The 12,977-nt window shown below is 58.8% G+C and carries 13 protein-coding genes; 6 read left to right on the top strand and 7 right to left on the bottom strand.

The window, feature by feature from the left end; genetic code table 11:
- Positions 1-45 precede the first annotated feature (45 nt).
- Positions 46-1,269, top strand: a complete 1,224-nt coding sequence (locus AC13RM_RS03340; protein ID WP_113233119.1) for a multidrug effflux MFS transporter — start codon at positions 46-48, stop codon at positions 1,267-1,269.
- Positions 1,270-1,377: 108 nt separating this feature from the next.
- Here AC13RM_RS03340 and AC13RM_RS03335 read toward each other — a convergent pair whose 3' ends face one another.
- From AC13RM_RS03335 to AC13RM_RS03320, 4 genes are read right to left on the bottom strand one after another with little or no spacing between them, the layout of a single operon-like run.
- On the bottom strand, positions 1,378-2,256 hold the full coding sequence (locus tag AC13RM_RS03335; protein ID WP_285171095.1) for an efflux RND transporter periplasmic adaptor subunit: 879 nt from the start codon (positions 2,254-2,256) through the stop codon (positions 1,378-1,380).
- The gene (locus AC13RM_RS03330) at positions 2,253-2,462 is read right to left on the bottom strand and encodes a DUF1656 domain-containing protein (RefSeq protein ID WP_113233117.1); all 210 of its coding nucleotides are present in this window, start codon (positions 2,460-2,462) and stop codon (positions 2,253-2,255) included. The genes AC13RM_RS03335 and AC13RM_RS03330 overlap by 4 nt, the downstream gene beginning before the upstream one ends.
- Entirely contained in the window at positions 2,459-4,492 is a 2,034-nt protein-coding gene (locus tag AC13RM_RS03325) for an FUSC family protein (protein WP_285171096.1), read from the bottom strand. The genes AC13RM_RS03330 and AC13RM_RS03325 overlap by 4 nt, the downstream gene beginning before the upstream one ends.
- Positions 4,489-4,818: a hypothetical protein gene (locus AC13RM_RS03320; RefSeq protein ID WP_285171097.1), complete on the bottom strand. Its 330-nt coding sequence runs from the start codon at positions 4,816-4,818 to the stop codon at positions 4,489-4,491. The genes AC13RM_RS03325 and AC13RM_RS03320 overlap by 4 nt, the downstream gene beginning before the upstream one ends.
- 73 nt (positions 4,819-4,891) lie before the next feature.
- On the opposite strand from AC13RM_RS03320, the gene AC13RM_RS03315 reads away from it, so the two are divergent.
- Both AC13RM_RS03315 and AC13RM_RS03310 read left to right on the top strand, forming a co-directional pair.
- Positions 4,892-5,698, top strand: a complete 807-nt coding sequence (locus AC13RM_RS03315; RefSeq protein ID WP_162738193.1) for an AraC family transcriptional regulator — start codon at positions 4,892-4,894, stop codon at positions 5,696-5,698.
- Positions 5,699-5,742: 44 nt separating this feature from the next.
- Positions 5,743-6,117 carry a VOC family protein gene (locus AC13RM_RS03310; RefSeq protein ID WP_488554562.1) on the top strand — a complete coding sequence of 125 codons (375 nt, stop codon included), beginning with the start codon at positions 5,743-5,745 and terminating at the stop codon, positions 6,115-6,117.
- Between the two features lie 163 nt (positions 6,118-6,280).
- Here the strand turns inward: AC13RM_RS03310 and AC13RM_RS03305 are convergent, their stop codons facing one another.
- On the bottom strand, positions 6,281-7,150 hold the full coding sequence (locus tag AC13RM_RS03305) for an SDR family oxidoreductase (protein ID WP_285171098.1): 870 nt from the start codon (positions 7,148-7,150) through the stop codon (positions 6,281-6,283).
- A 106-nt stretch (positions 7,151-7,256) separates the two neighbouring features.
- On the opposite strand from AC13RM_RS03305, the gene AC13RM_RS03300 reads away from it, so the two are divergent.
- Complete coding sequence (locus AC13RM_RS03300; RefSeq protein ID WP_285171099.1) at positions 7,257-8,147, top strand: LysR family transcriptional regulator; 891 nt, start codon at positions 7,257-7,259, stop codon at positions 8,145-8,147.
- Positions 8,148-8,381: 234 nt separating this feature from the next.
- Here AC13RM_RS03300 and AC13RM_RS03295 read toward each other — a convergent pair whose 3' ends face one another.
- Positions 8,382-9,605 (bottom strand): MFS transporter, encoded by a 1,224-nt coding sequence (locus tag AC13RM_RS03295; protein ID WP_488554561.1) that lies wholly within the window; start codon positions 9,603-9,605, stop codon positions 8,382-8,384.
- Positions 9,606-9,704: 99 nt separating this feature from the next.
- Between AC13RM_RS03295 and AC13RM_RS03290 the strand changes: the two genes are divergently transcribed.
- Positions 9,705-10,685, top strand: coding sequence for an AraC family transcriptional regulator (locus AC13RM_RS03290; RefSeq protein ID WP_374817967.1), 981 nt, complete (start codon positions 9,705-9,707; stop codon positions 10,683-10,685).
- Between the two features lie 42 nt (positions 10,686-10,727).
- Here AC13RM_RS03290 and AC13RM_RS03285 read toward each other — a convergent pair whose 3' ends face one another.
- A complete protein-coding gene (locus AC13RM_RS03285) occupies positions 10,728-11,342 on the bottom strand; it encodes a TetR/AcrR family transcriptional regulator (RefSeq protein ID WP_488554560.1) in 615 nt (204 codons plus the stop codon).
- Between the two features lie 100 nt (positions 11,343-11,442).
- On the opposite strand from AC13RM_RS03285, the gene AC13RM_RS03280 reads away from it, so the two are divergent.
- Positions 11,443-12,879, top strand: coding sequence for an MFS transporter (locus tag AC13RM_RS03280; RefSeq protein ID WP_374817837.1), 1,437 nt, complete (start codon positions 11,443-11,445; stop codon positions 12,877-12,879).
- The last annotated feature ends 98 nt before the right edge of the window (positions 12,880-12,977 follow it).

Raw genomic sequence — 12,977 nt, 5'->3', positions numbered from 1 at the left:
GACTTTGTTTCGTCCGGGGAATGGTGTGCGGGAAAGGTTTCTTCCGTGCAGAGCAAGGATTCCGTTTCATCCCTCGGAGCCGGCGGCTCCCACCATGCCATCGTCCTTGGCATCCTTTCAGCCGTGGGTCTCTTTGCCCTCGACATGTATTTACCCGCGTTGCCGACGATCAGTCTGGATCTCCACGCTGACAGCCATGCAGTTCAAGCAAGCTTGATCTCCTTTTTCGCCGCCATGGCCGTGTCGCAGATCATCTATGGTCCGTTGTCGGATATGTTTGGCCGCAAGCGGCCTCTGTATGTCGGTCTGGTGCTCTATATCCTCGGCGCGATCGGTTGCGCGCTTTCCACCGATATTGGCTGGCTGGTCGCCTTCCGTTTCATTCAGGGCACTGGCGCCTGTGCAGGTGTCGTGATTGCCCGCGCCATCGTGCGCGACCTGCATACAGGAGCCGCCGCCGCGCAACTGATGTCGCGGCTTATGCTGGTTTTCAGTATCTCACCCATCCTGGCGCCGCTTGCGGGCAGCATCGTGACAATGTTCGGGAACTGGCGACTGATCTTTTGGGTCATGGTCTTTGCTGGCGTTGTCGGCTTCGTCGCGGGCCGTTTTTTCCTCGAGGAGACCCGTCCGGTTGCGGCACGCAGTGAAAGTAGCCTCGGCGGGGCATTGAAGGCCTATGGAACACTCCTCAGGGACCCGTACTATCTCGGCCTGGTGCTGATGGCCTCCTTCGGCATGTCAAGCTACATGATCTATGTCGCCAACTCTTCCTTCGTACTCATCGGCCATTACGGGCTCTCTCCAAGCTTTTACAGCGTGGTCTTTTCGGTGAATGCTGTCGGCTTCATCGGCATGTCGCAGATGAACGGCTGGCTTGCCCGCCGGATTGGTTTGCGCAAGGTGATTCGCGGTGCAGTTTCCGGTTATGCGCTGGCGATGTTGGCGCTGGCTGTCCTGATGGCCGGTGGAGCCGATCGCCTCGACATCATGGCGGCCTTCCTGTTTGCAGGCTACGCTTTCCTTGGAATGATCGTGCCGAATGCGGCGGTGCTGGCGCTTGAACACCATGGCCGCATCGCTGGCACAGCCTCGGCGATGATGGGGACGGTCCAGTTCATGACATCGGCGCTGGTGGTTGGCATCAGCAGCATGTTTATGGACGGTACGGCGAGACCGATGGTGGTCGTCATCGCTATCTGCTCGGCCATCGTGCTCCTCCTTTCGATCGCAGTGCTGAAGAGCAGGCATGTGGTGGCGGCTGAATAGATCTCGCTGCCACCGATTGCAGCGGCTTAACAGGAACTTGAGCGACGAAGACGCAAGAACGCGAGCGCACTGATCCATGCGTTTCAGAGCATGGGATTTGCTCATATCTTAGTTGCCCTTCGGTTCAACAGAAACCGTCGCAGTCCGGCCGGCAATAAGCCGGACTGCGTCCGGGGTATCATCTATCTCGATCCGCACCGGAACTCTCTGAGCCAGGCGGACCCAGGCGAAAGTCGGTGCCACGCTCGCAAAAGAGCCGGCAGAATCACTTCGCTCCCGATCCTCTATGCCGGCGGCGATGCTCGCGACATGACCGGTTATTGTTTCCGGCTCGCCCATGATATCGATCTTGACTCGATCTCCGACGTGGATACGGGGAAGCTTTGTCTCTTCAAAATATCCCGCGACGTAGATGGATTCTCTTTCCACCAGCACACCAACCGCGTTTGCCGCAGAGACATAGTTCCCGCTGCGGAGGGAAAAGTTCGTGACTGTCCCGGATGCTGGGGCCTTCACGATGGTCCGCTTGAGGTTCAATTCCGCCAGATCTCGAGCTGCAAGCGCCGACTGGTATGCTGCTTCGGCCTGATGCATCTGGCTTTCTGCATGCTGCCGCTCCTTCAGGCTGGCTGCTTCTTTCGATGCGAGCAGTTGATATCGTTCGAATTCGATCCGTGCCAGCTCCGCCGCAGCCTTGGCGCTCTGCACTTGGGCCTCTGCCTCGCGCAGCGCAAGTTCGAAACGGTCTGCTTCGATGCGAAACAGCGGCGTTCCTTTCTCCACCTGGGCGTTGTCGGACACGAGAACCTGCGTGACGGGACCCGAGACGTCTGGTGCCAGTCGAACGATATCCGCACGGACGTGGGCGTCCCGTGTCCACGGCGCTTCCATATAGAAGGACCATAAGTGCCAGCTTAAAACTGCTGCGCAGCCGACCATGGAAAGGGTCAATAGGGCTCGGCCCGACGTGAAAACGAGGTTCTTCATCCTTGAAACCAGTTGATAGCGGCGGAAAGTCCGCCGAGGAGAGTGATGTAGAATGCGAGATTGAATAGAGAGGGATGCCACACCACGCGGTAAAAACCGATCTTGGCGAGAACCGCTGTGAGAATGCGAAACATGCCGTATGCGAGCAAAGCGAGCGCCGAGAACGATGGAAGAAAGACGCCGTAGAGATCGTATTGTCCGGTCACGCGACGGCCGTCCTAGTAGAAGGTGTTGGCAAAACCGGAGGATCAGCGTCCCGGGCGACGCAGATGCGAAGAGCGGCTGCACGCACAACAAGTTCCCTTTCCGCATCCACCGCGATCACGCGCGGAGCGGAAAGGATGAGATCGTCCAGCCTCGATAGGGCATTTTTCAAGGCCTCGTCACGGTCGGCAGGCACCAGGTCATATACCACCGCCAGCGCCGACAAGACTGCTTCCGTCTTGAAGCGGATAGGTATCGATGCTTCATCAGCGAGCTCTCGCATCGCCGTCATATGAAGTCCGACCCTCAGATATCGTATGAGGTCGGCATTTGACGTCTCCGATGTTGGCGGAAGTCTTGCCGCTCTGGAGGCAAAGAGGCCTGCAATATCGATGACGCGATCATGCGTGACATGAGCGTCGGAATGTCTGCCGGCCGCGATTCCTGCGACATGCTTCCGGGTTACGGAAGAAAGCCTTCCGGCATTTGTCTCCGCGCTTACGGATCGGAAGATGCCGCAGACCACGATCGTCCACACCATCGCAAGAATGGTCGCGATCGCCGTGTTTGCAAACGTCACGAAGTCGCTGGTCTGGTGTGCCTGGAGGGTGAGAAGAAGAGGAAAGTTTATGCACAGCCCCATGCCGATGATCGCGAGCGAAGGCACGGCGAGGCATATCCCTGCAGGGATCAGGAACAGCCCGAGCGCAGCGACGAGCGGCACAAAACCGTCGATCATCGGTAGGATCGCGAAGCCGTAGACGAACGCTGCGATGACCGACCCGATCGTCACCTCGACGAACTTGCGCATGGCTGGGACCGGATCGTCCATTGCCGCAAGGAGACAACAAAGCACACCCGAAATCTGGGCAAATGTCATTCCGTCGGACCAGCCGCTCGCAATCCAGAAGAAGGTCGACGTTGCGAGGCAGATCGCGACTGCCAGCGCCGATAGCAAGGCCATGCCCACGTCGCGATGCTGACCCTGCATCTTATCGGGAGCAGCGAAGCGGCGGCGGGCTGCTCTTGGCGCATTCTCTTCTTTTATGGATTCCCGAAGAGAACGGCACTCGTCAGAAATTCGAAGAATATCGCGCAGACTGCGGGAAACGTTGATAAGAACAAGCTGTTCCCATGAAGAAGGCACGCCGGAAGAGGTAAGCGCGTCGATCTTAGCCCTAGAGCTCTCCATGGTATCGGCGGAACGAGAGCCAATCCTTGCAATCAAAGACAGCGCCTGCTTTGATTTCGGAGTGTGAAGCTTGATCAGTGGTCGTCGCAAATCCTCCAATTCGCCCAGCAATGGAAGGAGCGACACCATTCGACGCTGCAGCGATCTTACCAGCGAAACTGCACGCCGATATCTGGATCCGTCATATTGAAGGTGGACCGTGAAAGACCGCAAGTCCGCCGCATCCGCCGCCAGTCCCTGCCGTTCGATCCTCCTGTGGTTTTCATCTGTCCCGTCGGTTGCCGTCGCTGCGAGGAGCTTCTGCGCCCTTGCCATCCAACCATCGATCCGGTTGATGAGCACCACACCAACGTGAGCCGGAAAAACAGCGTGGCTGATGATCGAGGCACAGGTAATCGCAAGAGCGATTTCCTCAATTCGGGACGCCACAGTGTCGAACGTGTTTATCGGGGCCGTGACCAATGGCAATCCTGCGAGGAGCACTGTGTATCCTGCCAGCAGGGGAACATAGCTACGAGGCGTGCGATCGAGAAGACTCATGAAAGTACAAGCCGACACCCATGCAATGATCGCTGCTGAAAGCAGGATAGGCTCGTTAACAAGGTTCGGAACCATGACAAGCGTCGCAGCACCGCCTAGGAGGGTTCCTCCCAGTCGATAGAGCGACTTCGACGATATCGCCCCGGAAAGTGGATGCGCGACGATGTAGACGGTCGCCACTGCCCAGAACGGTCGCGGCAGGTCGAACCTTATTGCGATAAAGTAGGCCAGCATGGCCGCCAGGAATGTCTTCAATGAAAAGATCACGTTCCCGGTGGTAACAACCGATCGACCGTTCACAGATCATCTCCTGGGTCGGTGCTTCTTTGCGTGATATTTCGTCCATGACCGGAGATGGTAAGACCGTAGATCGTAGGCGAAACGTAGCAGAAGAATGGCGATGCAATGCAGGCATGAAGATAAGCTTCGGCAGGATCGCCACATGAAATCGTTGGCAAGTCCGTCGCCGGAGGCGTCAGCAAGGCACAGAACCTTGAGGCGAACGAGCCGGCCTGCTTCAGCGTGGTACGAATAAATCTTCCAACCAACCGCGTCTTCGGCGGCGGCGATGAGCTTTCAGCCCGCGAAGGTATGGCCGCGGTAGGATCATGCAGCTGGACTGCCATCATCATCTCCTAACTTCGTGTCTGATCGAAATCTATCGACAAAGTTCCTCGATGAATTTAGACATTCTCTCAAATGATAGCGAAATTCCACCAGACCCCAATGTCTCTTGCCGGGGCACGGGACGATGATGATCTCGACAAGTCAACGGCGCGATTGAACGCCGTGAGGATCGATGTCTCGCAAAACGAGCGCGAAGCCCCCGAACATCGTCATCGCAAAGGGCAGCTCGTCATGCCCTTGCACGGGGGCGTGACATGTCGTGTTCCGAACGGGATGTGGATGGTTCCACCCCACTGTGGTGTGTGGGTTCCGGGGGGCATTCCCCATAGCAATGTAGCGACCGCCAATGCACGTTTGTTCTTTCTGTTCATTGAGCCGGGTGCCGCCGATCTGCCGGAGCGGTGCTGCACGCTTTCGCTGTCTCCTCTCGTCAGGGAGCTTATCATCGAGATGGCTGATCATTCCGACGTAGCGACGGCGGATGCTGAACTCATCACAACATTGCTTCTATCGGCTTTGTCGCGGATGCCGGTAGAGCATCTTCATCTGCCACTGACGGCCGAACCGCGACTGGGACGCATCGCATCGGCATTGGTCGATGATCCATCGGATCGGAGCACGATCGAACAATGGGCGGCGCGAGTGGCGATGAGCGAAAACTCGCTTGCTCGTCTTGTTCAACAGGAGACGGGGCTTACCTTCGGGCGTTGGCGACAGCAATTGCAGTTGATCATCGCAATCCGCAGCCTTGCAGCAGGGGCAACGGTTCAGCAGGTTTCGGGCGATCTCGGATATGAGTCCGTGTCTGCATTCATCACAATGTTCAAGAAAGCGCTTGGCGCATCGCCAGCAAAATATTTAAGGAACTTTGACCGATAAACGCCAGGGAATTTAGTTACAAAAGCCCCAACAGGAGATGACGCATGTTCACGCACATAATGATCGGCAGCAACGACTTGGAGCGCGCCAGAAGTTTCTATGACGCCACCTTCGCTGCATTAGGAGGCAAGCCCGGCGAGATGGATGCGAGAGGCAGGCTGATCTACGCCCACGAGGGAGGGCGGCTGATGATCACGAAACCGATCGACGGCAAGCCGGCGACTGCGGCCAACGGTGGGACGATCGGTATCGTCGCCGCGAGCTCCGGCCATGTTCTGGCGTGGCATGCCGCCGGTATCGCGCAAGGTGGCATGGCAATCGAGAGCCCGCCTGCAGAGCGTCCGAACGGGTCGTTCGTCGCATATCTTCGCGATCCGGATGGAAATAAACTAACCGTCCGGACTCTGCCGACGAAATGAGATAGGCGTCAGCAGCGCTTAATGGACAAAGACCCGAATGGCCGGCACCACGAAGCCGAGCCCTAGATCCAAGTCCGAGCCGACCTGCCCGGACCTGCCTGCTTCTGGGGAAGAATGATCCTAACCTGCGAACGGCTTGCGGATTTCTTCCAACAACGGCATCTCAGGCGGCGGTCGTCAGCGCAACCGCAAAGTCGCGATAGTTGTGCAGTGGACGACCCAAAATCGCGGTCAGCCGTTCGATGTCGCCGGTCTCGGGGATCATGCCATCGCTGACGTAGCGTTCCGCCATCAGGCGCATCTCATAGGCGGTCCACTTCGGCATGAAGCTCGCCATGCTCTGCTCGAACCCGCTCGGATCGTCGCCGCCGTAGACAACTGGCCGACCAAGCAGGTCCGACCAGATCTTCGCAACGTCCGCGCCCGTCAGCGTGTCGGGGCCGACGAGGTTGATCGTTTCGATCGGCAGCTTGCCGTGAGCCTGGTCGCGGCGGATCAGTTCGATGGCGGCAACCTCGGCGATGTCGCGGGCGTCCACCATGGCAACACCCTTGCTGCCGATCGGCATCGGGTAGACGCCGTGATTGAGGATCACATCCTTGATCATCAGCTCATTGTCGATGAAGTAGGTCGGGCGCAGGATAGTGGCGCTGAAACCCATCTGTACGAGCATGCGCTCGGCGCCGAACTTGACGGCGAAGTGCGGCACGTTCACCGCACGGTCGGCTTCGAACACGGAGAGATAGACGACCCGTTCGACGCCTGCCTCGCGGGCGATATTGAGCGTGATGATCGCCTGGGCGAATTCGTCGCCGGTAACGGCATTCAGCAGGAACAACGTGCTGACGCCATGGAAGGCGCCGCGCAGGGCATCAATGTCGAGCAGGTCGCCCTGAGCGACTTCGACGCCAGCCGGGACATCGGCCTTCGAGGGATCGCGGGTCAGCACGCGAACCTTTGCGCCGCGTTTGACGAGTTGATCGACGACGTGATGGCCGACACGGCCGGTGGCGCCTGTAACGAGAATGGTCATTGTGGTTACTCCGGTTGGGGTGTTCAGTTGACAGTCATCAATTTAATGATCCACATTGATCCCGATAGACGCTCTATTTGGACCCACTGTCTCACTGGTGAAACACATGGATCTGCTCGCTCTTGCCGATTTCAATCTGGTCGCCCGCCATGGCGGGTTCGGCAAGGCCGCTCGGGCAACAGGTCGTCCGAAGGCAACCTTGTCACGGCGGGTAGCTGAGTTGGAGGCAAGTCTCGACCTGCGCCTGTTCGAGCGCGGCGCCCGGACGCTGAAGCTGACGGAGGAGGGGCGTGCACTCTTCGAGCGAACGGGCACGCTGCTGACAGAACTTGACGAAACGGCGAAGGCGATCGCTTCAGGCGGACATAGCCCCCGCGGCCGGTTGAGGATCAGTGCACCCTTGCTGTTCTCGCAGACGGCGTTGGGGAAGCTTGCAGCAGGATTTGTCCGGAAATATCCCGAAGTTCAGCTTGAGATCACGACGGAAGACCGGGCCGTCGACATGATCGAGGAAGCCTATGATGTGGTCATACGCGTGAATCCGGAGCCAGATGAAAGTCTTGTCGGCCGCGTCTTCCTGCATGATCGTCTTGTTGTCGTGGCAAGTCCCGACCTGCCGCGTCCAGCAGGCCGCAATGCTGTTCCCGCCGTCACCCGTGGAGCGATGAACCAGGCCGAATCGTGGGAGGTCACGACTTCAGGGGAAAAATTCCGCCTTGTGGCAAGGCCGGTTCTGAGCGTCTCCTCCTTCATCATGGTTCGCGATGCCGTCCGCGCCGGGGTGGGCGCGGCGCGTCTACCCCTTTCGCTCGCTATTCCGGATCTGGCCACTGGCAGGCTGGTGAGTTGGGGTGAGGTGGAAGGATTTCAGACCGCCCTTTGGGCGCTATACCCGACGCGGCGGCTTCTCAGCGCCCGCGTGTCAGCATTTCTGGACTACCTTAAGGAAGCTTTTCCTCGGGGAGCGCCTGAGGAGCTTGCGGCCTATATGGAATGACGGCGTATTGCCGAACCATAAAGGGGGAGCATGGCCCGGTGTCTGTCTGGCTGAGCGCCGATACCGCCGGGCGAAAGGACGTTGACCCAGACTGGAGCTATCTCGATCGCTGCAGCGCGAACGAGCGCTTCGATTGCTCCGCGCCGTGGCAAGCGGGGCCGCTTCCGATCGTTGCCGTATCTGCAGCTCGAAAGCGACCCTCGATTATCGGAGCAGACGCAGTGACCTTGCCCGTCAGCTTTGAGCGAGTGCGGTCTGCTTGCCGCCTCGTGCTGCCATCACGATCGTTCCAGCAAGGCATGCGACTCCAAGGAACGACATGACGCCCAGCGGCCCCTGTAGATCGATCAAGACGCCGCCCAGGACCGCTCCGCTCGAAATAGCGACCTGGAAAGCGGTCAGAAGCAATGCTCCTGCGCTTTCAGCTTCGTCGGGAGCGGCACGCGTGATGTAGCTCTGGATGGAGACGGGGAAGGCGCCGAAGGCGAAACCCCAAATAGCAACTCCGACAATCGCTGCGAGCTCGGAGGTGCCTACGGTTACGAAGATAGCGGCGGCAACGGCGATCAGGCTCGATGAGAAGACGGTGCCAACAGCAGCGCTGCGCTCCGCGATCATGCCACCGACAATATTACCGAAGAAACCACTGACGCCGTAAGCGAGGAGCACCAGCGATACCATCTCCACCTTAAGATGGGCGATACCTTCCAGATACGGGCGAATATAAGTAAAGCCGGCAAAATGGCCTGCGACGATCAGAAGTGTCGTGATCAGACCGACCCGGATCTTGGGCCGCGTCAGAACGGCGCCGAGCGTTGACAAGCCCGCGTGACCTGCCGGGGGCAGTGACGGCACGGTGACAGCCTGGGCAATAAATGCAAGCACGCCGACAGCTCCCGCGAGGATAAAGGAAGCCCTCCATCCAAGGGTCGATCCTACATAGGAGCCGAGCGGGGCTGCCGTGACGGTGGCGAGGGAGACGCCGGTAAAGATCATCGCCATCGCCCGGGGAAGATGTTCAATCGGGACCAGCCGCATTGCAAGCGCGCCGGCCATTGCCCAGAAACCGCCGAGCCCGACACCAAGCAGAACTCGTGATGCGAGGAGCGAAATCAAATTGTTGGCGGTTGCCGCCAGAACGCAGGAAAGAATCAGAAGAGCGGTCAGGCTAAAGAGCACACGGCGTCGGTCGAAGCTTCGAGTGGCTATGACGATACCCGGGCCTGCAAATGCAGCGACAACAGCTGTTACAGTCACCGTTTGGCCTGTCTCTCCGGCAGAGAGACCAAGATCGGAAGATATTGGGGTGAGCAGGCTGGCCGGCAGAAATTCCGCCGTAACGAGACCGAAGACACCGAGAGCCAGGGCGACTACGGCATCCCATCTGGGTCTGCTGGATGCCTCCGCCGCCGGCTGATTGTGAGGAGATGAAATTGGCTTGAAATCGCTGTCTGCCATGGCGGGCGGTCCTATATTAAGATGTCTTGGCGTGCTGTTGATGCCATCGAGCAAAAGGTAGTGGTGACAGTCTGTACTTTCCATGCTAGGAAATCCGAGATGCTTGACTATTCGTCCAAAGATAATGCCGGCGAGACTCATGATGCTCTGAGCGAGATGCTGAGGGGCTTGCGGCTTGATGGTGTTGAATATGGGCGCTGTCGGCTCTCGGAGCCGTGGGCGACCTATTTTGCGCCGCAGTCGTCTGCGAGATTGCATTTCATTTCGTCCGGCTCCGCATGGCTTCAGGCGCCGTCAGGCGATTGGCTTCCGTTGGGTCCCGGCGATGCTGCGCTTCTGCCGCGTGGCAACGCGCATATGATTGCAAGCGAGCCAGGCATTCCACCGGTTCCTTTCGAGCAATTTGACCGCAAGGAAGTCTGCCGGGATGTCTTTGATCTCCAGTGCCAGGATGCGTGTGGGGGAACGGTGGCTTTGACCGCGGCGATGCGCTTCAATATCGACAATCTCCATCCGCTGCTGCGGTTGATGCCGGACACCATGCTCACCAGCGATCTGGCCAAGAACGAGCCGGCCATTCCGCATTTGCTCGATGCCATGACGCGTGAAGTGCAGATGGATCGGGTCGGCGCGGGAGGCATACTGGCAAGGCTTGCGGATGTGCTCACTGCAACATTGATCAGGACCTGGGTCGAACATGGCTGCGGCGATACCACCGGCTGGATCGCCGCGGTGCGCAACCCCGAGATCGGCCGGGTGCTGGTTGCAATTCACCTCGAGCCGGACCGTGACTGGAGCTTGGCGGCACTGGCGAACCTCATGGGCATCTCACGTTCAGGCTTTGCGGAGCGATTCCTGAAAGTCGTGGGTGAAACGCCGGCGCGCTACGTGGCGAGGGTACGCATGTATCAAGCTATTCAATGGCTGCGTGGCGGGATGCGTGTGTCCGTAGTCGCACAGAGATTGGGCTACGACGCCGAAGCATCGTTCAGCCGTGCCTTCAAGCGTATTATCGGGGCTCCACCGAGCCAGTTCCGCAAGGGCAGCGGGGCTGAAGCCAATTCGCTCCCTGTCGATTGAAGCTCTCACTATCGAGAATATGTCACGCCGGCGGCAATCGTTTCAGAGATTGCCAGCCTTCGCCGATAACGCGCCCGTCAACGGCAATAGCGCGTGAGACAATGTAGACAGCAGGATGTCCCTTGGCACGCCGTCGGCGGCCTGCACCGATAGGCCGTGAAGAAAAGCGGCGTAGAATTCCGCCAGTGCGCGAGGGTCGGCATCAGGTTTCAATTCGCCGGTTTCCGACGCCTCCTTGAGACGCTCGTGTAGGGACGCAGCGCGGTCCCGCCGGTATCTGCCGAGCCGCGTGCGGACGGCCTGGTTATTGACCGTATAGTTCGTAGCCGCCATCACGATCATGCAGCCGTGTGGGTGATTTGGACGCGTATAGAGCAGGACCGCATCCCGCAGGAGCCGCTCGAAGGCATCGAGAATATTCGGTTCCTCAACCAAAGCACGGGTGGCAAATCCGCCCTCGCCGGAGGCGTACAGCATGACCGCTTCCTGGAACAGCGCCTCTTTCGATTCGAAAGCGGCATAGATGCGCGCCGACGCGATGCCCATGGCGTCGACGAGGTCGGCCATCGAGACGCCTTCGTAGCCTCGCTCCCAGAAGAGGTCGCGGGCTTTGGCCAACGCCTTATCACGATCAAATTCCCGCGGCCGTCCTGCCATGCTTAGCCTCAATCTTTGTCATTCAACAAATAATAGCCTTGACTCGGCTATGCAAGCTTTACATTATTTGTCGATCGACAAAGAATTGACGGAGGGATAAGTGGACCATATTGCAGAAAGACCATCAGCCGGAGCAGGCGCGGCGAATTTCAACCGGGCGGCTGCGCTGGCGCTCCTCGCATTTGCACAGTTGATCATCTCGCTCGATATCAACATCGTCTTCGTCGCTCTGCCCAAAATCGGCGAGGGCCTCAACTTTTCCGGCCAGACGCTGCAATGGGTTGTCAGCGCCTACACGGTCTTCTGCGGCGGCTTTCTGCTCTTCGGCGGGCGTGCGGCGGACCTTATCGGCCAATGCCGATTGTTCATCACGGCGCTCGGGCTCTATGCGATATCCTCATTGGTGGGGGGATTGGCCTGGGAGCCCGCAGTCATCATCGCAGCCCGAGCCGTCCAAGGCATCGGCGGCGCTTTTCTCTTTCCCGCCACGCTCTCGCTCGTCAACCGGCTGTTTGCGGAAGGGGCAGCGCGCAACCGGGCTTTGGCAGTCTGGGGAGGGGCGGGTGCCAGCGGTCTTACGATCGGATCGCTTGCCGGCGGTTTTCTAACAAGCCCTTTTGGCTGGCCGTCGGTATTTTTCGTCAATGTCGTCCTCGCCTTGATTGCAATCGTTGCAGCCTTTTTCGTCATCCCGCGAGATCCTCATGTGTCTCATGGCCGCTCCTTCGACTTGTCGGGAGCGCTGACGGTTACCGGAGGCGCCACGCTGCTGGTGTTCGCGCTCGTCCAGGGGCCGGTGTTCGGCTGGAATGCCGCACCAATTCTCTGGGCCTTCGGTCTATCGGCGCTTCTACTGCTGGCGTTCATGATCATCGAATCGCAAAGTCACGATCCATTGATGCCTCTGAGATTGTTTGGCAACCGCATGCTTGTGACGAGCATGGCCATCACTTTTCTCTACATGGGCACGTTTGGAGCCCTGCCGTATTTTCTGACCGTGCTATTTCAGGATATCCATCACTTCACAGCCTCGCAGACGGGTCTTGCCTTCCTCGTTCCCTCGCTTGCCATTGCTGGCGGCACGCAAATCGGCGAGCGTTATGCGTCGCGCTTTTCGGCGCGATCGGCATTGATTGCGGGAATGCTGGTAGGGGCGGCGGGTACAGTCATCATGGTGGCCGGGGCGTGGCCCGAAAGCAGCTATGCAGCCATCGTTCCGGGCCTGCTCGTCTCGGGGATCGGTCAGGGCGTGGTGTGGACGGCAATGTGGATCATCGCCGGTTCCGGAGTTCCCGATCGCGAACAGGGCGTTGCATCAGGAATGGCGTCGACCACGATGAACATCGGCAACGCCGTTGGCCTTGCTGTCCTCGTTGGTTTTGCCAATGCCTATGCCGGTTTCGCAGGAGGCAAGGTATCTGCCGGCGATCTGGCGAGCGGTGTTCGTCTCGCCTTTTGGCTCTGCGCGGCGGGCGGCGTCATTGCCACGGCTATTGCCGTAGCAACGTTGTTCCGACCGCGGCGATCGCAGGAATGACCAGCTATCCATCTTCGATTTAGATATAGATACGCCGAAGGCAAAGCCCTGGAATTTCAGTAAATCGTGCCCCTATCGGCAGTGAACAAATTCCGAAG

This window comes from Martinezella sp. CNPSo 3732, assembly GCF_057784515.1.
Note: the sequence above shows the minus strand (reverse complement) of the source record. Positions and strands in the feature narration are given on the sequence as shown.

What these genes read in the sequence shown, in the direction of transcription:
- AC13RM_RS03335 (WP_285171095.1), bottom strand. Translation starts at nt 2,256, where the DNA reads ATGAAGAACCTCGTTTTCACGTCGGGCCGAGCCCTATTGACCCTTTCC.
- AC13RM_RS03320 (WP_285171097.1), bottom strand. Translation starts at nt 4,818, where the DNA reads ATGGCAGTCCAGCTGCATGATCCTACCGCGGCCATACCTTCGCGGGCT.
- AC13RM_RS03315 (WP_162738193.1), top strand. Translation starts at nt 4,892, where the DNA reads ATGATAGCGAAATTCCACCAGACCCCAATGTCTCTTGCCGGGGCACGG.
- AC13RM_RS03310 (WP_488554562.1), top strand. Translation starts at nt 5,743, where the DNA reads ATGTTCACGCACATAATGATCGGCAGCAACGACTTGGAGCGCGCCAGA.
- AC13RM_RS03305 (WP_285171098.1), bottom strand. Translation starts at nt 7,150, where the DNA reads ATGACCATTCTCGTTACAGGCGCCACCGGCCGTGTCGGCCATCACGTC.
- AC13RM_RS03300 (WP_285171099.1), top strand. Translation starts at nt 7,257, where the DNA reads ATGGATCTGCTCGCTCTTGCCGATTTCAATCTGGTCGCCCGCCATGGC.
- AC13RM_RS03295 (WP_488554561.1), bottom strand. Translation starts at nt 9,605, where the DNA reads ATGGCAGACAGCGATTTCAAGCCAATTTCATCTCCTCACAATCAGCCG.
- AC13RM_RS03290 (WP_374817967.1), top strand. Translation starts at nt 9,705, where the DNA reads ATGCTTGACTATTCGTCCAAAGATAATGCCGGCGAGACTCATGATGCT.
- AC13RM_RS03285 (WP_488554560.1), bottom strand. Translation starts at nt 11,342, where the DNA reads ATGGCAGGACGGCCGCGGGAATTTGATCGTGATAAGGCGTTGGCCAAA.